The organism is Halpernia frigidisoli, assembly GCF_900113805.1.
GTDB lineage: Bacteria > Bacteroidota > Bacteroidia > Flavobacteriales > Weeksellaceae > Halpernia > Halpernia frigidisoli.
The window spans coordinates 92,658-111,524 of sequence record NZ_FOQT01000005.1; the positions used below are offsets into that span (position 1 = coordinate 92,658).

At 31.9% G+C, this 18,867-nt stretch carries 18 protein-coding genes; 10 read left to right on the forward strand and 8 right to left on the reverse strand.

Going from position 1 to position 18,867, the window contains the following annotated elements; translation table 11 throughout:
• Nucleotides 1-120: 120 nt before the first annotated feature.
• Entirely contained in the window at nucleotides 121-528 is a 408-nt protein-coding gene (gene tssD / locus BM238_RS12735) for a type VI secretion system tube protein TssD (RefSeq protein WP_090081936.1), read from the reverse strand.
• 298 nt (nucleotides 529-826) lie between these two features.
• Here tssD and BM238_RS12740 point away from each other — a divergent pair, with 298 nt between their 5' ends.
• The 9 genes from BM238_RS12740 to tssR all read left to right on the forward strand — a co-directional run bounded on the left by BM238_RS12740 (nucleotide 827) and on the right by tssR (nucleotide 10,886).
• The gene (locus BM238_RS12740) at nucleotides 827-2,701 is read left to right on the forward strand and encodes a type VI secretion system baseplate subunit TssF (RefSeq protein ID WP_090081940.1); all 1,875 of its coding nucleotides are present in this window, start codon (nucleotides 827-829) and stop codon (nucleotides 2,699-2,701) included.
• 12 nt (nucleotides 2,702-2,713) lie between these two features.
• A complete protein-coding gene (locus tag BM238_RS12745; protein WP_090081944.1) occupies nucleotides 2,714-3,658 on the forward strand; it encodes a hypothetical protein in 945 nt (314 codons plus the stop codon).
• A 34-nt stretch (nucleotides 3,659-3,692) separates the two neighbouring features.
• Nucleotides 3,693-4,595: a TssN family type VI secretion system protein gene (locus tag BM238_RS12750; RefSeq protein WP_090081948.1), complete on the forward strand. Its 903-nt coding sequence runs from the start codon at nucleotides 3,693-3,695 to the stop codon at nucleotides 4,593-4,595.
• A 5-nt stretch (nucleotides 4,596-4,600) separates the two neighbouring features.
• The gene (locus BM238_RS12755) at nucleotides 4,601-5,746 is read left to right on the forward strand and encodes a hypothetical protein (protein WP_090081951.1); all 1,146 of its coding nucleotides are present in this window, start codon (nucleotides 4,601-4,603) and stop codon (nucleotides 5,744-5,746) included.
• A 71-nt stretch (nucleotides 5,747-5,817) separates the two neighbouring features.
• The gene (locus tag BM238_RS12760; RefSeq protein WP_090081955.1) at nucleotides 5,818-6,489 is read left to right on the forward strand and encodes a response regulator transcription factor; all 672 of its coding nucleotides are present in this window, start codon (nucleotides 5,818-5,820) and stop codon (nucleotides 6,487-6,489) included.
• Nucleotides 6,490-6,496: 7 nt separating this feature from the next.
• The gene (gene tssO / locus BM238_RS12765; RefSeq protein ID WP_090081959.1) at nucleotides 6,497-7,021 is read left to right on the forward strand and encodes a type VI secretion system TssO; all 525 of its coding nucleotides are present in this window, start codon (nucleotides 6,497-6,499) and stop codon (nucleotides 7,019-7,021) included.
• Nucleotides 7,022-7,031: 10 nt separating this feature from the next.
• On the forward strand, nucleotides 7,032-7,559 hold the full coding sequence (gene tssO / locus BM238_RS12770) for a type VI secretion system TssO (protein WP_090081964.1): 528 nt from the start codon (nucleotides 7,032-7,034) through the stop codon (nucleotides 7,557-7,559).
• Between the two features lie 13 nt (nucleotides 7,560-7,572).
• Nucleotides 7,573-8,502: a PKD domain-containing protein gene (locus tag BM238_RS12775; protein ID WP_090081968.1), complete on the forward strand. Its 930-nt coding sequence runs from the start codon at nucleotides 7,573-7,575 to the stop codon at nucleotides 8,500-8,502.
• A 14-nt stretch (nucleotides 8,503-8,516) separates the two neighbouring features.
• The gene (gene tssR / locus BM238_RS12780) at nucleotides 8,517-10,886 is read left to right on the forward strand and encodes a type VI secretion system protein TssR domain-containing protein (RefSeq protein WP_090081973.1); all 2,370 of its coding nucleotides are present in this window, start codon (nucleotides 8,517-8,519) and stop codon (nucleotides 10,884-10,886) included.
• 215 nt (nucleotides 10,887-11,101) lie between these two features.
• On the opposite strand, the gene BM238_RS12785 is transcribed toward tssR, so the two are convergent.
• The 3 genes from BM238_RS12785 to BM238_RS12795 all read right to left on the reverse strand — a co-directional run bounded on the left by BM238_RS12785 (nucleotide 11,102) and on the right by BM238_RS12795 (nucleotide 14,953).
• On the reverse strand, nucleotides 11,102-11,971 hold the full coding sequence (locus BM238_RS12785; RefSeq protein WP_090081976.1) for a hypothetical protein: 870 nt from the start codon (nucleotides 11,969-11,971) through the stop codon (nucleotides 11,102-11,104).
• 386 nt (nucleotides 11,972-12,357) lie between these two features.
• A complete protein-coding gene (locus tag BM238_RS12790; RefSeq protein ID WP_090081980.1) occupies nucleotides 12,358-13,614 on the reverse strand; it encodes an SH3 domain-containing protein in 1,257 nt (418 codons plus the stop codon).
• The gene (locus BM238_RS12795; RefSeq protein WP_090081984.1) at nucleotides 13,607-14,953 is read right to left on the reverse strand and encodes a DUF5675 family protein; all 1,347 of its coding nucleotides are present in this window, start codon (nucleotides 14,951-14,953) and stop codon (nucleotides 13,607-13,609) included. Before BM238_RS12795 ends, BM238_RS12790 begins: the two co-directional genes overlap by 8 nt.
• Between BM238_RS12795 and BM238_RS14435 the strand changes: the two genes are divergently transcribed.
• A complete protein-coding gene (locus BM238_RS14435) occupies nucleotides 14,944-15,096 on the forward strand; it encodes a hypothetical protein (RefSeq protein WP_177205473.1) in 153 nt (50 codons plus the stop codon). The genes BM238_RS12795 and BM238_RS14435 overlap by 10 nt on opposite strands.
• A 42-nt stretch (nucleotides 15,097-15,138) precedes the next feature.
• Here the strand turns inward: BM238_RS14435 and BM238_RS12800 are convergent, their stop codons facing one another.
• From BM238_RS12800 to BM238_RS12815, 4 genes are read right to left on the reverse strand one after another with little or no spacing between them, the layout of a single operon-like run.
• Nucleotides 15,139-15,750 (reverse strand): hypothetical protein, encoded by a 612-nt coding sequence (locus tag BM238_RS12800; RefSeq protein ID WP_090081987.1) that lies wholly within the window; start codon nucleotides 15,748-15,750, stop codon nucleotides 15,139-15,141.
• A 16-nt stretch (nucleotides 15,751-15,766) separates the two neighbouring features.
• The gene (locus BM238_RS12805) at nucleotides 15,767-16,249 is read right to left on the reverse strand and encodes a DUF4280 domain-containing protein (RefSeq protein ID WP_090081990.1); all 483 of its coding nucleotides are present in this window, start codon (nucleotides 16,247-16,249) and stop codon (nucleotides 15,767-15,769) included.
• A gap of 33 nt (nucleotides 16,250-16,282) precedes the next feature.
• Nucleotides 16,283-17,455 carry an SH3 domain-containing protein gene (locus BM238_RS12810; RefSeq protein ID WP_143093395.1) on the reverse strand — a complete coding sequence of 391 codons (1,173 nt, stop codon included), beginning with the start codon at nucleotides 17,453-17,455 and terminating at the stop codon, nucleotides 16,283-16,285.
• Nucleotides 17,456-17,468: 13 nt separating this feature from the next.
• Complete coding sequence (locus BM238_RS12815) at nucleotides 17,469-18,539, reverse strand: hypothetical protein (RefSeq protein WP_143093396.1); 1,071 nt, start codon at nucleotides 18,537-18,539, stop codon at nucleotides 17,469-17,471.
• Nucleotides 18,540-18,867 lie beyond the last annotated feature (328 nt).

Genomic DNA, 18,867 nt, shown 5'->3' on the forward strand with positions numbered 1-18,867 from the left:
CAATAATATTTTAAAAAAATAAATCTCTATTTTAAAAAAAATTCCCGATAAATATGCATTTGCACCTCTATCAGGAATTTTTGTAAAGTTTGAAAATGCAATTTATATTAAACCATGCATTTATTTACCTGGCCAAACTCCTTCATAAGCAGATGTACCGTAGTCGATTTTCTCTGCACTTACCACGAAAGAAATCAACATATTGTCAGAATCAATCGCGTCAAATTCAACTTCATGCTGAATCACATAACCATTATTCCATTTTAAAGTGATCAGAGTTCCTTCTTCGTGTGATTTATTGAAAGTAATTTCACCTGTTGTTGGTTTGTATTTACCATTCAATAAACTTTCAAGTACATGTGCATCCTCAGTTGCCTCGATCGTAATTTTAATTAAAGCATTTGATGGATCTGATGCAACACGACCTGAAACGTCAGTCGATCTTGATACGCTGTAATTTAATTTTAACACTTTTTGCTCTGCTCCTCCGTTGAATTTCAGAACGCCTCTTGAATTGTTAGCTGCCATAATTTCTAAATTTTAAATTATTATTTGATGATTTGATTTAATTTCCTACATTTTTAATATCTCAAAGATAGAACCAGTTTTGGAAAAAATTTGTAGTAATTCTACGACAATTTGATTTTTTACAAAATATTTTATTAAAATCACACAAACTTTTATGTGTGAAAAATTCTTTTGTGAACAAAAATTATTCTGGTAAATCGTTAAAAAAAAAATTGTTGTCAGAATATTTTTTGTAGTTTTATTACTTTATTAACGCGAGACAATTTGATAAAATTTACAGATTTTTTATTTCAAAAATATGAATTTAAATCAGCAGAAATTTTCTAAAGAAGCTGTGAAAGCCAGAATGTTGCAAAATGCAACAAAATTGTGGGGCTTAAAAAACATACAATCACTTGACCCTTTCGTTAAGTTGCTTATTGATGCCTTCAGCACAGAAATTTTTAAGGCAAACAACGAGATAGAAAGTATAAACGGAAGAATTCTTGAAAAATTATCGCGTTTACTTACTCCCACAAAATACGCCCACCCAAATCCAGCTCATGCCATAGCATTTTCTTATCCGGATGAAGATCATGAACTCGTAATGGAGCATTCGGAGTATTTTTTAAAAAAACAACTTAACTCACTTTATAAAAATACTTCAGATAAACAGATTGAGATTGCTTTTACATCGGTTGACAGTGTAGAATTAATTAAAGCACAGACATCTTTAATTATTGTAGGAAACACGGCTTACAGTATTGATGAGGAGATGAATAAGATACCAATGGTTCGGCTGGAAAACAAAGTTGAAGATTACAGAACCATCAAACTGGGGATAGATATCAGTGATTATACGTCTGAAGTTTTTCCGTCAAAAATCGCAATATTCTGTTCAAATCCTACGTATGAGAATGTAGATTTTGTCTACAGACTTTTACCGCATATCAAGGTTTATCACAATGATATTCCTTTGGAAATCACTTCGGGTTTAAGCTACAGAGAAGAAAGTGAAGCTGAGGGTTTTGAGAAAATATTTGAATTTCAGTCTATAAAACAAAAGATAAAAGAAGACATAAAAAATACTTATCAGGAAAAATTTATTGAAGTTAATGGTATTTATCCTTCCATGTTTAAAAAAATTGAAGCGGGATTACCGGAAGATCTAGATGATGGCAGCACTGTTTGGGGGCCGTACAGAGGCAAAAAAATACTTTGGCTTAAGCTGGAATTTCCACCGCAGTTTACTGCAGAAATTCTCGAAAATTTTCTATTTGTATTAAATGCTTTTCCCGTGTATAACCGTGGGTGGAAAAAAACGGAATATGCTTTGGACATTATGGGCAACAATATCCCATTAGAAACCTCAGATGATGAATTTTTTCTTTACGTGGATGAAGTGATAGACGGACGGGGAAAAAAATATATCGAAATACCATTCACGCCCACAGAAGAACTGGATGGCAACCTTTATACTTTAAGAAAAGGCGGAATGGAAAGATTTACCAAGAGAAATGCGACAGATCTAATGTCTCACGTTATGGAATTGCTGCGCGATGAAGTAGCTGCTTTTTCCATCATCAACCGGGATAAAGTAAAAGATGTTCTCGGAGAAATTTCTGAAAAAATGAAAGGACTTATGAAAAAGGTAGAAATCGCAAATCAGGAACTTCGGGAAGACGTTAATTATGTTATAATAGAACCGTTGGAAAACGCGGCACATACTTACGCTTCATTCTGGATCACACACTGCACTTTAGCAAATAATATACGGCCCGGAACGGTTTTAAATTCACAAAAGAGAGCTCAAACTTTTACGCTTCTTACGCAAACATCAGGCGGCGCAGAAGAACAGAAACAATCTGACACTATTTTAGCCTATAAATATGCCTTGACCACAAAAGACAAAATAATCTCGGTAGAAGACGTAAAAAATTACTGCAGAATGATCCTTAAAGATTCGCTGAAAAAAATTAACGTTACACGTGGTACAATGATTAGTGACAAGCCCCGCGAAGGATTTATAAGAACTGTTGACATTGAAATTACAGTACAGGACTATTCTTTTTTTGGCAGTAAATACTGGAATAATATGGCTTCAACACTTAAAAATAATATTAAAAACAAGGCGATCGACGGTATAGAATACAGATTAGTTATAAAAGAAGACGCAGCACTTTTGGAAGTTTAAGCAAGATATCCAATGAAGAAGGACACCACTTATCTCGGAAAACTCAATTATAATACTTTAGGAACCGATTTTAAAGCAGAAACTATCGCTGCAAATCTTTTAAAATATTATGATGAAAATTCTGATATTTTTATAAAAAGAATAGGAATCAATGACAGACCTTATTTAAAGGATCTGAAGAAAATTTACTTCAGCAATTACGGTCTTGACGAAGAAACAATCATGATCGAGACTTATCGCGAGAGCCTTTACGATTACTTACCGGAGGGATTATTTCATCCGCCAACGCTCGGAAATTACAATAAAGGTGTGGAAAGTATGGTGAAAGAAATCAGGAAGCAAAAGGAAGTGGAAGAAAATGCGCGCAATTTTTTTCAACCTTTTGAACTGGAAGTTTTTCATACTGAAATTTTAGCGCTTTTAAAAGAATCCGAATATTCCGTCGCCGATAAATCTGATGTTTTAACGAACACGCTTGCTGAACTTTGGCCTTTAATAAAAGAAGTTGATCGGGATACCGCAAAAATATTATTTTACATCATTCCTTTTTTACACGAGATCCGCGGAAATATCGACCGAATAGAAAATTTTTTGTCTGCTTTTTTAAAATTAAAAGTTAAAATCAGTTTTGTTCCCAACATAGTAGATTTTTATGATGATAGTACAGATATAATGGTTTTGGGTAAAGCAAAACTCGGTATTTCACTAATACCAAACGGAAAACATATGGATGGTGAGAGAAACTGGAAAGTCGATATCGGGCCGGTTTATTATAGAGATATTTTTAAATTTATACCGGGACATCCTTTCCGTGAGTTATTATTGAAAGTTTACGACTATCTTTTTCCGCTTTCTGTGAATATTGTTGAGGATTTTTTGACTGAAAAAAACGCACATTCATTTTATCTTAATGATCATGAAAATACCAACCGATTAAGTTATTCCACTTTCATTTAATTTAATTATATTTATAAACTAAAATAATAAACGGATGGAGTTGAGCTCTATTAAAGGAATTTTTTTAAGGTATTTGCTGATGCCGATCTTCGCTGTCATTATGATCTTCGTAATGAGCGCGATACGTAAAGGCAAACCTGATATTAAAATCAGAACAATAATTATTTACGTTCTTTTAACTTCATTGATTTTTGCATTACTTGGTTTTCTAGGATTTGCCAGCAATCTTTTTAGTCCTTATTGGTATCTTTTCAGCATGTTTATAAGTTTGGGTTTGGGTATCTTACATGTTAACCTACTCCACTATTATTTTAGAAAACACTTTGAAAAAATGTGGAAAGCCATACTTTTTGAGATGGTTTTAACTTTTACCTGCCTTATCGTAGGCGGCTACTTTTTCTCGCTAATTTTTAATTATATTGGTAAAGGTCTGGGCAATGAGTATATGGCTGCAAGCAGTCTTTCAATTTTCGTAATTCCTTTGATTTTTTACTACAGTTACCTTCAGTTTATCAGCATTCCTTTTGATATCTACAAAACCTGGCAGTTTGATCCCGAACAGAAAGCCTATAACTTTAAAGGTGTGGATTTTGATATTCTAATGGTTTTAAATGTAGAATTAAGCAAAAAAGTAGATGATGACCAACGGTTTAATATAAAAGCCAAAACTCTACCAACGGAAATTACCTTCGGCGAATGGTTTTTTCGTGTGGTAGATGATTATAACTTTAAAAATGCAAATTCTAAAATTCAGCTTTTTGATGAAACTGGTAAAGCATTTTATTGGATATTTTATGTAAAAAAGTCTTTTTTCAGTATGAGAAAATATATTGATTTTGAAAAAGATATAACAAGTAACAATCTTACTGAAAATGAATATGTGATGTGCAAAAGAGTGATAAATAATAAGGAAGAGGGCCACGCATTTAAAAATTAAAAATTATGATAGAGGCAATAAAACATTATGCTGTAAACTGGGTTGATGGAATGAAAATTTCCCGGGAACATCTTGTACAACAGGAAAATTTTATACTGGATTCTGTTCGCGATGCAAATTCTGTTAAAATCAATGCATTTAATTATGGTCTGCTTCCGTTTTCAGACAGCTACGGAGACAAAAGAATTTTTGAAATTCAATCTACTGCAACAAATGACGCACAGCTTATAATTAAAAAACTGTCTGCAGTTACCATGTCCGGCCACAGAATCGAGATCAGTGATTTTAAGGTAAATATCCGAAGTTTAGCTAAAGATATGCCGGCAGATAATAATGAAAGCAATGGCGATTATTATATTTTGGCTTCTGTAAATCCTTTTGATAAAGTATCTTTTGGCGAAATAAACTCTGAAGAGATTCCGCCACGTCATCCTTTCACAAAAGCAAATTCAAAAATTGAACTTATTGATACTGCGCTTTTGATCAACGGATATTCCGGCGGTAATTATATTATTTTAGGAAAAGTAACCATAAAATCCGGCATAGCGCAGGTTGATGAACGTTTTATTCCGCCCTGTACTTCATTGGAAAGTCATCCAAAACTTGTAGAATATTATAATCAATATTCTCACTCGATGAGCAATTTGAGGATTTATGCATTTAAAATTTTACAAAAAGTTGCGCATAAAAATCAAAATGATGAGCTCGCTTTTAACGTTAAAACAGTTTGTAAAACTGTTGTAAATCATATCAGTGAGAACTATTTTTCCTTTAAAAATATAGTTTACAATCAACCGCCAATTTTTATGATGAATGTTTTTTCTAAACTCGCACTTCATCTTTACAATGATACACAGATGATGATTCCTGCAGAACTTGAAGAAATGCTCAACTACAGTCTGGAATGGAGCGAAGTAGCGCCGCATACTCTTCTGAACCAACTTTCAAATGTTGCAGAAATTGATTATGTGCATCACGACACAGGAGAAATTTTTTATAATACCCAGATCATGCTAAAAAGCTTGGAGCAGGTTTTAGGAAAATTGAGCGAACTGGATTACATAGGACAGCGTAAAGAAAATGTGATCGTAAATGAGCAACAGGTAAAATCTACAAATGATCCGAAAAAAGGCTGGAGTGTTTTAGATTAGTGAAAATAAACAATGTCAAGTAACTGACATTATTAATTCTCGAAAGTAAAAGTTTAATTAAATAGGTTTTAATGAGAAATAGTTCAACTAATTTAGTCCGCTTTTCGATTGCTGAAAATGATTTTTACTTTAAACAGTTTTTGATCAAAATGCTGCTTGAAAATCCTTTCTATTCCATTGTTAATGATTGTAACAATGGTAATGAGCTTATAAACAGACTTTACAGGAGGCAGGAAGATGTTTTTATTCTAAATCTATACATGCCAATTCTTAGCGGTTTGGAAGCTATAAAATTTATCAGGGCAACAAATAACTCCGTACCAATTCTTACTTATTCCGATACCTTTCAGGAAGATATGGCAACTTTTTTAAACGATATCCCAAATGTATTTTACTGTCAAAAAAACAGTATTATAATTAAAGATCTATTACGAAACTGTATCCTTTCAAAAAACAATGATTATGAAGATTACAAGAAGGAATGGGCCTCACAGTCGCAATCGGTACAAAACTACATGGACCGTCAAAAACGTGAACAGCTGGAAATCTCGGTAACGGAAATACAGATCATTAAACTTTCTTATGAAGGATTTAGCAATAAAGAAATTGGTGAAAGAATTAATCTCAGCGCAAGAACAATCGACACTTATATTACACGACTTACAGAAAAACTTGGTTTAAAAAGCAAGCTTGACCTGGTGAGGTTTTGTGTAGAAAAAGGTTATTATAATTCAAGTATTTAGCAATATTATGGTGACGTACGGACAAAAAAGACTCAACAAAGGCGATGTACAAAAAGGGACAAGAAATTTTATTATTTCTTTCATAATCCTTTGCGGAATGGCATTTTGCACAGTTTTCTTATTTTTTAAAAGTGCTGAAATGCAAAATAAAGAGATTCGTAATGATTTGGAATCTTATCATGATATGCTTGGCAGAAACGAACTTCTTAACATTAAACTAGACACGATCTACGAAAAAATGTCGCAGATGAGCAGCGACAGAATTTCAAATGACATGTTTCTTCGAAATTCGATTATTCAGGATATCCAAATTGGTAATCAGTTGATTGCAAAAGACAGTACTGCAGATTTAAAACAGATCTCCGTACTTTTAAAACAAATGCAGCCGATGCTTAAATACAAAAATGAACTTTTAAAGAAAAAAACTGAAAAAAGCAGTATTTCGCGATTGTTAAATGAATGCATGGGAACCAATGGAAAAGTAACTGAGGTCATAAAAAAGAAAAATAAACCTAAAGGAAAACTATATTAATAAATTTCAGATGCAGGTAAATATTACATTATCAAACAAAGAAAAAAGACATTATTTTCTATATTTATTAGGGATGATGCTCATCACGATTTTAATTCTTTCTGTAATAACTCTAAGAAAATTCAGTTCTCCATTTTCGGATGCAGACCTCCATTCAGTCTTGGTTCTCCAGGAAAAATCTAAATTTGATGAGGCACAAAAATCAATGCAAAAAACAATTGACAGCACCTTTGTTAAATTAGATAAATTAGATCCTGAAAAATATGATCCTATCAAGGAAAATGATATTGATATTGGTATAAGCGATATCGGGAATGCCTTTAAAATTACTTCAGTTACTGATCCGCGGCAAAAAGGGTATGCAAAAATTGCCAATTTTTATAAAATGTATCAGCTCGATAAGCAGGATATGCATAATACGGCAGAAAATGTAGTGCTTTTTAAACAGCAATACGATAACTGCCTGATCAATGTAAAAGAAAAATCCCAACAAATGTATCAAAGAGAAAATGCAATGATAATGCATAACGGCAGATAAAACATAAAAAACCATGAATTACGTACAAAAAAACAGGAAAAACATTTTGCTCATTTCTGCAGGCGTCATTATACTGGCCGGTCTGCTTATCTGGGCATTGCAAAAAAAAGGTTACACTTCAGAAGATATGGTGGCAACAATATCACCAAATTCCGTCAATGTGGGAGAATCTGTCAATTTCGAAGACAAAACACCTTTTGGTAAAACGAGAAAATGGGTTTTTAGCGATGGTGCGGAAACTACTGATAAAAAAGGTATTCATATTTACAAAAAGCCGGGCTATTATCAAGTTTCACTTATTTTAGATAATGAATTTACTAAAACATTTCCTATATTGGTTTCTTCTGCAGTTGTTTCAGCAGTTGCCGACCCTGCAATCCGTACTTCAACAATTATAGATGCACCTTCACAGGCAATGCAACTTGAGAATGTACTATTTCGCGCAGTTTCAAATGATGCTAAAATTTATTCGTGGAAGTTTGGAGAATCGGGAAATATTGATGCGAAAGACAAAATGGTCACCTACGCTTTTAAAAATCCCGGAACTTATGTTGTGACGCTTTACACAGACGGTGATCTGGAACCGGTTATTCATCAGATAAAAATACTTCCATCTTATCCGGTACAAGATCAGCAGGAAATACAGGTTGTTGCCCAAACGGAAGGTGAAGTGATCAATAAAATTAATGATGATTTCAGATATCATCTTCAGCAGATCGCAAACGGCAGCAATTTTAACATGCATTATTATTATCTGCTGAGAACTTATTTATGCAACAAAGACAATGTTTCTGTCTCCGCAAATAATAAAAATATATCTTTTTATTACTACTGCACGGGGCTTCAATTTGATAAAAACAACCTGATTCAGGAAGTTACAACAACAGTAGATCCGGGTCAGAACTGTGTGACGAAAGTGGAGGTTAAACAGAGCAAAGAATAATAAAGACTATAATTATGAAACATAAACTATTAAAATCAGCTTACATTTTCCCAGTTTCACTTATTATAATTGGCTGCAACGTAAGAATTCCTTCTAACTCTACGCCGACGCCGTCAGATTACGGTATTATTGACCAGGTTAAAATAACAAATGGTTTTCCTATAAAAAAAGAACCGTGGGTTGTAATATCTGACAGAAACAGCAATGTTGTTTTTATGAAAAAAGGTGATGAAAAATCTCCTAAAGAAATTAAATTTCTGGAGCCTCTGTTGGTTTTAAAAAGAAGAGATTCTAGAGGTTTGGTGCAGGTTGCAGAGTACAATCAAAATGCGCTTTTACAGAAATTACCTCCAAAATCTGTAAAGACATATGGATGGATTCCTGAAGATCAATTACTACTGTGGACGAATTCTGTGAAAAATAGTGCTAATGGTTTTAACCTAAAAGCAACACTTACTCCTAATAAATCCGATGTTTTAAAAAATGGAGAAAAATATTTGAAAAATGATTCAGTTCTTGTTTTCAGCTCACCAGATCTTACGAATCAGACTAAAGTAAAGCTTCCGATCGGTCAGTTGGTCTACATTTATAAAAAAGCTTATGACGGAAAACGATTTCTCATCGGAAAATCGCCGTCTGTGAAAATTGACAGTATCGCCGGAAATATTTACGGTTGGGTAAGTTCAAATATTGTAACAGTTTGGGGTGATAATTCTGCATTGCGTGTTTCTCCTGATTATAAAATTACAGGGGAAAATAATCTTTCCATTAAAAAAGACACTTATGGAACAGCTTCAACAACGGCGTTTTCAGCTTCTGATGCAATTAATAGAGAGCCATTAGAAAATATTATCAGTACAATGCCTTTAGATCCCAAAATGTTGGGAAAGGGGAAATTTTATACCAATGCGCTGGATTACAGCAAAAATTTTATCTACAATATTTTAGGACAACCTCTTTACTATCCTAGATATAAAGAAATATTGGCCGGTGAAAAGAATTTAAATATTGTTTTAACTGTAGATGCAAGCGGTGAAAATGATCAAAATATCGCGGTAGCTAAATCTACTTTACAGGAACTTTCACTAAAAGCAAAAAATAACAATTATTTCCGCAATATAAAGTTTGGAGCGGTATTATTTAAAAATAATTCTTGCGGTGAGAGTGTTGCGGCATCAGAATTAAGCGCAGATCCTGAAAAAGTTTCTCAGTATATAGACAAACAGCTTATTTCAATGAAATGTAACGGCAACGGCGGACAGCCAATGCAGGAAGGTATGGAAATGGCTGGTCAGGTTTTGGCTTCGCACAAAGATGAAACGAATGTTGTTATTTTGATCGGATCAAACTCCAATTATCAAAGTAATATGGTGAATGCTATTTCTACATTATCTGCGGCTCGGGCGAGAATAATTTCTTATCAAACTTATTCCGGAACGTCAGAGTCAGCAAATAATTTTGTTCTTTTATCCGAAAATATAATTACGAACTCAGGGAAAAATATAGCAGAGTTAGAAAAAGAGAGGATTGCTGATCAATCATTAATTTTAAATAAAAATGACTATAGCCTTTTGCAACAGGAAGAGGGACTTTATTCTTTAGATTACCCTAAAAAAAGTATGTGGCAGGGATTTGTAATTTATCCAAAAAAAGGTGAATTTAATTCCAGCGCTCTACTCTCAAAAAGTTTAGACAGCCTTCTTTCTCAGGCCAACGCTCAAAATATTAAACTGGAGAGATCGTTAACAAAGTACTTTCAATCATCTATTGCAAATACGAAAACTGAGATCAGACCTGATTTTCGCTCAGAATTCGCAGATGTGCCGGTTCCACTTCCGTCCGAAACTTCAGCACAGTTTGTAAAATACAGTAATCCTTTTTTTACAAAAGGTACATATACTGAGGACTTTAAAAATGCTTTTCCGATCGTGCAAAAGGGAATTTTAATTTCTGTCCAAGAGTATGACAGACTGCGATTTTTATACGAGGAAATATATAAAGAAACCCTTTCCTTTAGCAAAAGTTTTTCTCAAAGCAGTGCTTTAAATTCTTATCTTAAAGTTTTAAAAAAATACAGTTTATTAAAAGATAAAGACCTTGGAGATCTAAATGATAAAAATATGGCCTATTCCGTTACCTTGAGCACAGGTTTTGACACTTCATCCGAAGAGATATTAACAAAATATATGATTGATGGGTGGAGAGACTCTAAGATTATTCCGGAAGATGCAGTGAGAGCGTATTTTAAACAGTACAGAATGTTAGCAGACCGTTTAATGGAAAATAAAAATAATCCAGTAATAAAAATTGATCAAAACGGCGAAACCTATTACTGGTTGAGCAACTATTTTGCACCGATGATCTCACCACAGGAAACCCTATAATAAATAATAAAGCCGGAATTTTTAAAATTCCGGCTTTATTTTACCTGCTTTACATTAATTATTTGCTATCTAATTTCTCCTGCCTGTTAATAGTTTCCCAGGTATTATTAGAATACAATTTATAAGTATTGATATTTATGGTGCAGCACCCCACGGGATTTTTAGTAAAAATTTTTTTATTTTTAGAATTAATTTATAAAAATTTCATATTGAAATTAAAATATCTTTCCATCTTCTGAAATTTTGTAATTTTTAGTTTTTGTCGAATCTGAATATTTTGTAGTGACAATTATATTAAAATTATTATCTATTTTAAATGTTGTAATCTCTTTTGATTCAGCATCATCAGGTTCTTGAAAAACACCCTCTACATGTAAATTTGAAACTACTACATTGTTTTTTATAGTAAGTAAATAATACCGGTAATCGAAATCACCACAGTCCTGGGGGACTAATAGTAATCTGACATCACCTTTATTGGGTAATGTAATAACTCTCGCTTTTTTTTCGTCACAACTGAATTTTTTCAGATTTTTGATGGAAAAAATGTCGATTAAATCATATTTTACAGTTTTGGGATTTATCGTTTTATCATAAATAAATGAATTTTGACCGGTAGTTTTTATCTTCTTTGAACTCATTAAACTAGCAGCAAATTCTTTAAATGAGTCTTGGGCATCTTGAATTTGGGTTTCTAAAAAACTTCCATCTTCACCTTCCTTTTTGATATTTAGTAATTTACCATCACTATCAAAATAAAAAACATAGATTTCTTGATCTGAGTTCTGTAATAATTCGTCAAGATAATTTTCTACGATAAAATCAACCTTTACCTGGTTGTTTTTCTCTCGTACAATATTCTTTACATTATAAGTCATGGCGCAGCCTGAACCATAACTTATCACAAATGATTTCTTCGCATTGTCCTTATTATCAGCAACTTTTGGAATATTTGAAACGGTCTGAGAAGTTTGAACAAATACAGTTTCTTTAGCTTTAATAAAAACTTTATTATCAATTTTTTTTTCGCACGCTGTTGCGAATAATATTATAAAGATTATCGCGTAAAATTTATTTATTGTCATTTTTATATCTCTAAATAAAATGGCATTCTTTCGAATGCTTTATATAAAATCAAATTTTATTAAACTTAAATTTACGCAAAATTACTTTACTGTTTTTCTCTATATCGAAAAAGACTATCTAAATCTTCAATTTTTTCTAATTTGTTTATTTTTAAAACTTTAGATATATAATATTTACTACTTTAAGATTTTAACTTAAATCAGATTTTGAATAATAAATATTGATTTTCAATTTTCCTATCAATTTTATTATTGATGGCATTCGTTTGATTGATTTTTATGGTCGAAAGATTGTCAATTTTAAAGGTAAGAATTGTTAACTGAAAATATCGCAAATGTCAATGAACTTACATTTTAAAAAAGAATCCTTTCGAATGCTTTTTTTATTAATATGCTTTTATCCTGCTTTTATGCACATATCCTTGTTTTCCTTCTTTTGTTTTTACAAAAAACCAATCGCCTGAAATATCTAAAACATTAATATGTTCTCCAGAATTTATTTTTTGTAAAATTTCTGATGTGGAGTTTTTTTCTTTTCTGAGGTTGGTAAAACCGTCGGGATCTTTTATGATAGATTGTTTTTTTATCTTCGTTGCCGTTTCTACTCTACATTTTTTATTTCTATCATTCTCTTCAGGAATTGGATTTATTTTATCTGTCCAGCCAGATTTTGTAATATCAATATTTTGTGTAACATCACAAATATATTTTACAGCAGTATCAGAGTTATCGGACATTGTTTTATATATCGTATTTTTCAAAATCCAAGTATTATTTTCTGGTACAAGATTGTATTCTTTCTCAAAATATCCACGATCTGGAAAATAAGTTTTAATAGTCAAACCTTTGCTATGAGGAATTGCAATTATATCTTGAATAATATTCCCTCCATCTTCTGAAAAATTGGTTGTTTCAAGATTTAGGTTGTATTCCTTATTCTTATCACCTAAAAAAACAAATAAATCGTTTCCTTGATAGGCATTATTACTTACAATTTTATCAGGAATTCCATCTTTATTTACATCAAAAGTTTTTATAAAATAACTTTCATTATTTTCGTAGTTACTAAACTGACCTCTTTTCTTTTGTGGGGAAATATTATTTGAAAAAATACCTTTCACTATCTCTTGTTTTTCTTTATTTAAATTGGTAACAAAATCTTCATCATACTTTGAATGAGAAGGATCAAATAGAAAAAATAAAACAGATTCTGCATCTTTCCTTGACAAAGAATTTATTAAATCATACTTTTTATTATTTTTAATATAATTATAAGATTTTTCTTTAAAATAATTTACAGCATCGGCTTCCCATTTTCCATCTTTTGATATAGAAATGATTTGATTTTCATATTTCTTATACTTTAGTTGCTGAATAAGAGAAAACCAATAATCAACGTAATTGTTGGCTTCTTTATAAAATGGTTCGGAAGAATCCTTTTCATCATTCCATCCAAATGTATTTTTAAAACCTTCAAAATTTTTGGGGAAATTATCTAAAAATAAAACTTCATCCTTTTTGTCAAAAGATTCTTTTAGATTGTTAGCAATTTCTGTTTTATTTAAAGAATTGTTATTTTCCTGTGATGGACTTTTGCATGAAAATAATAATGAAATTATTATCAATAAAAATATTCTATTCATATGATTGTGTTATAATAATTTTAGCGTTTTTTATACCTATTTCCTCTACGTAATCGAAAATTTCTTTTAACTTCACTTTACTTCCGCCTACAAAATCTGTGGTTTTCGTCGATCCTGCAATTAGACAACCTTCTGTATCATCTGCTGTGTTTCCCGAATGTATTAAAATTGCTCTTGATTTTGATACAACATCATTATATAATTTTAATCCTTTTTTAATTTTCGTTCCTGCGTGCCATTCTAAATTATATGTACCGATAGGAATTCTTTGTTCATTTCCGGAAACTGTTGTATCGGGTCCTTTTTCTTCAAGAAAATATCCTTTGATTTCTGTGTTATCAATAGTAAATTCACTGATAGTAGATTTATGAGTTTCCCATTTTCTCACTAATCGAATTGTTACTGTATCTGTCGGGCTTCCCGATGGTGCAGGTTTTTTCTTTTGTCCGTTAATACATTCTTGAGGATATTTAAAAATATTTTTAAGAGTAAAAACATAATTTCGTCTTTCATTTAAACCATTAGAACCGCCGTTGACTAAATAACTTATCAAGTCAACTTTATCATCATCAGCAATTAAGCCCAAATCAACTGTTCCATATTTCACAGTTTTATCTCCTTTTTTGTATGATATAGTAGTCTTTGGATAATCTGGTTTATGAACTTTAACATAGGCAGGAGCATCAGTGGGTCCTTTCCATCTTTTTCCAACATTCAAAACTTTTCCTTGTTTCCAATACCAACCAGCAGAATCACTACCATAGGTGAGATTATTTGAAATTAAATCATAGTCTTTCACACAATCTACACCATTATATGCTTTATAGACTTCATAATTACTTTTCCAAGTTAATTGCATCAATCCTCTTCCAAAATAGGGTTTATAGTCTTTATTAGTTGCGTATTCTAATGTTGTTCTCAGACGATCAGTTTCATGATATATCTGTGCTAAGAAATGAAGTTTTCTAATACAAGTGTTTATTGTAAACTTATTAAAAATACTATTTATCTGATCTCGCAACTTATCTATAGTTTTCTCTTCAGTTTTCAATTTACAATTACTGGCATCAAATAAGGCATATTCACTTCCTTTTTTTACACTTGTTTCACTATCTCTTAGACCGTGGATAATTCTCTCAAATTCTTCAGGTGTGAAGTCCCTATTACAAAAGCATTTTCCTTTTTTAACATCTTCTTTCTTCTCTATATTTACCGCCTTAACGATCGCAGTGCTTATCTCTTTAGGAATAGAAAAAGTAGGCATTTTATCTTTCATTGCTGTTCCTACACTTTCTGCCCAGTCCCAAAGTTCGCTGGCCTTATCGGAAATTGTGCCCATTATTCCTTTCTCTTCTTTTTTGCTCGCAGGTTTTGCAGCAGCCGGAGAATCTTTCGCTTTTGGTGGAACATTGGGTTTTTGAGATGCCGGAGTTTGAGATGCCGGGGTTTGAGATGCCGGGGTTTGAGGAAATGGATTTTTAACATCTACATTATTTGTAGCATGCTTATTATTTTTAAAATATTCTACGTAACGTAAAATTCTAACTTTGAATCCTGTTCTCCTTTTGCCGCTTTAAGCATTAAAAGTGGTGAAAGTGAAAAATCCACCGTTGCCAAACCCTGCGGATTCACGCGTGCTTTTTGTGTTGCAATCGGAAGATTTTTTGAATTATGTCCTGCTCCCTTAGCATCGTCTTCCCAAAGTGTAAATATTAATTCTTTTCCAAGCATATTAACGCAGTTGGCTTTTGCCCGCAACTTTTCCATAAAATTAAAAATACTGCCTTTGGTATCATCCACATAAAATAATTCTACTTTGTTTATTTTCGGGATTTTTGCAGGTTTTGGGGTAATGATCAATCCGCCGCCTTCTGGATTGTAAAGATATGCCTGCAATTTATAGGTTTCGCCTGCAGAAGATTCTCCAAAAGTAAAATCACTCCTGCCAATTTTTTTTATATTGGTAGTTGTAAATTCGCCAGAACTTCTTTTTTTAAAAAGTTCCCAGGTTACTTTTTCAGGATTTTTATCTGAATCTAGTGTTGATGGATACCAACTTACAATATTATAAATTTGCTTTTCACCCACAACAGGTGCTGTTATTCCCGAGATTGCTGAAACTCCATTCTTTGCCATAACTTCTAATTATTTGTTACCAAACTTCTGCTTCGTTTCCAGTGGTTTCTTCCTGAAACTCATCAAAATTTACAATCGGATTATAAATATGCTGTTCAATTGCATCTGCTTTTTTCAAATTACTTTTCCCCGCTTCACTCTGTTGCCCATGTTTCATAACAGTAATTTTTCCACCAGTCGTACACATCAATTCAGATTTTTCGGTGAGGCAGCTTTTGCCCATTACCTTTACTTTGTCGTACGTTTTCATCCATTTTCCTGCCGGTGCATAAGTGCAGGGATTGCCGTTTTTTACCGCACAACTGCCAAAAGGTGTTGCAGGATGATTAAATTGGAAATCGTCTTCAGTAAAAGCCAGATGATCTGCGCTGCCTTCTGCATCATTCCAATAATATTTTTGGTGACTGGTAACTTTAAATTTTGGGAATTTGAAGCCCTGGTTGCAATTGCACTTTCTTTTTTCAGGAAGGTTTTTTATCGAAATTTCAATGAACGTGATCCTAAAAAAGCACTCATTCGAATGCTTTTTTTATTAATTAAATCTTATTCTGCTTTTATGAACATATCCTTGATTTCCTTCTTTTGTTTTTACTAAAAACCAATCTCCTGAATTATCTAAAACATCGATATGTTCTCCGGATTTTATTTTTTGTAAAATTTCTGAAGTGGAATTTTTTTCTTTTCTGAGGTTGGTAAAACCATCTGGGTCCTGGATGGTAAAAGTAGTATTTTCCATTTCTAAATCCTTTGGAGATTGATAAATTACGTCCACGTAATCCTTCAGTTTTGGTAAATTATAATAGTTATTTTTTTCTAAAATAGATTTATAGTTTTTATTTTTATTAAGATAACTTTCAATATCACCTTGTATTCCTACATTTAACTCTCTTTCAAATAAATAAGATTTGATTTGGTCAGGTTCGACATATTCTTGAGGATTTAAAGAAATTTTATCAATAATATCACCAATTCTCAAATAACCATTCCCCTCTTTTGCATAAGAAAAATCTTCTACAGGGCCTTTATATATTATATTTTCAATATCATCAAATATATCTTTTTTTAATATTTTTCGAGAATTATCATCTTTGAAAATTAATTCTTCCATATTAGATAAACTGTTGAAATCAAATTTTTTAAAAACAGTTTGAACAAGTTTTTTATCCTTGTTATATCCGTAATGTATAACCAAATTATACAAAACATCTTGCTCATGAGTTTGTAGCCAAAGATAGGAAACTGGTGTATTATAAAATATATATGAATTGAAATGATATAATAAATCAGGATTCAAATATTCAGGTGAATTAGCACTCGGATCTTGTATAAAAACAAAATTTTCTTTTCTTATTGCAACTTCGGGAAACATTGAAGGTTGTAATGCAAAAATTATATTTTGATATTCAGAAAGTTGAAAACCGAAAACTTCTTGAATTCCTAAATTAAAGTTTTCTTCGTTTGGAAATTGAAATCTTCTTTGTTCTAGTATTTTTTTCGCTTTATTAATAAACTCTAGCGAAAGATTGTCATAATTAGATTTTGTTCCGTCGCCTTCGTCAGAAATATTATAAGGTGCTTCTTTTAAAGAATTCATTTTTTTGTTTATTTTTGATTGTTCTACACTTTTACTTTTATCTTTATCTTGTCCATTACAGGAAAGAAAAAGGAAAAAAATGCTTGTGATGCATAAATTTATTATTTTCATATTCAAGTTTATTTTAAATTCCTTTCCATTTTTTAGTTCCAAAACTTGAATCGTCCCAAGTGCTTTCTGTAATTTTGCGAGGCTCAATAATAAACCTTACTGGTTTTTTATCTCCAATTGGCAAATCGGGAATGTTGTCTATTAAATCTTGTATTGGTTTCGTATTCTTTCCTGAATTAAATGTAAAGCATCCCACGGAAAAACGTGGCGAATATTGATGAAGTGCAACACCACCTCTTGAACCATCTGGTCCATCAATGCCATTTTCAGAAGCAGCTGATTTACTTTCAGAATCAATTACATAAATTTTATATTTCTGCCCAGAAACACCTGGTACTAAAAAATATTCACCGGGAGGAATTTCATTATACTGACCAAATCTTTTATCAGAATGTTTTAAAATTTTTCCTTTAGAAGTTGATGTTTGATGTGTATCTCTACTTAAATATGTTGCGTAGTCAGGCGAAGGAAGTTGATTATCTTTTTCTAATTCATAATATGTTTTCAAAGACATGTCTTTAAATACAATAGTTTTATACATAACCCAAGAAAATTCAGTTGGTTTAAAAGCATCCTTTTCTATTTTTGTATCCGTACCTGAAACTATTACAACTGTTCCGTTTTCATCAGAAATATTAATTTTTCCTTTTGGTTTACATTTTTCGACTTCTAAAATTTCAACAGCTTTTTTGAAGAATCTTTTTCTTTCATCTAATCCTGCTAACGCTGGATTTATAAGTGAGGTTACATTTTTTACCGCAGTATCGCTAATTTCAGTTGCAACTCCAGTTATATTTTTTAGTTTCCAAAAAGCTAATCCAGAAAGGATTGCATCCTTTTGGTTATTCTTTAATTTATAAGGATTGTCATTATCAATCCAAGTTACATCAACTCCAAAAGTATTTTTAGCGACAACTTGCAGAGAAGAATAATTATCACGCCAAGTAATCTGTTTATATCCTTTTCCACTATATCTCCAACCGTCATCTTTATCTGTATTATATTTTCCATTAGGATGAGTTTTTCCGTAAATAGCATTTGCGACTTCCATCCAGTTAATGGAATTAAGTGATAAATCTGACAATCTTTTAGATTCTGTTTGTTGCTTTTCTAACGTGCCAAACTTTTTAAAATAAGAATAGAACAACTTTCGCATTCTTTCAGGATTTGTATATTTAAAGCGTTCTTGGAGATCATAAAATTTGGTTTCTTGAGAAATCTGTGCTAAGAAATGTGCTTTTGTTATACATGTGTTTATTCCTGCTTTTTTTCTGTAATCATTTAAATATGGTAAAGCAGATTTAATAAAAGTATCATCTTTGATTAGAGATGCTTCTTTTCCATTTTTATCTTTTTTGCCAACACAAATTCCTTTAATTTGTTCTAAGGTAAAATTGTTTTTACATCTCGGA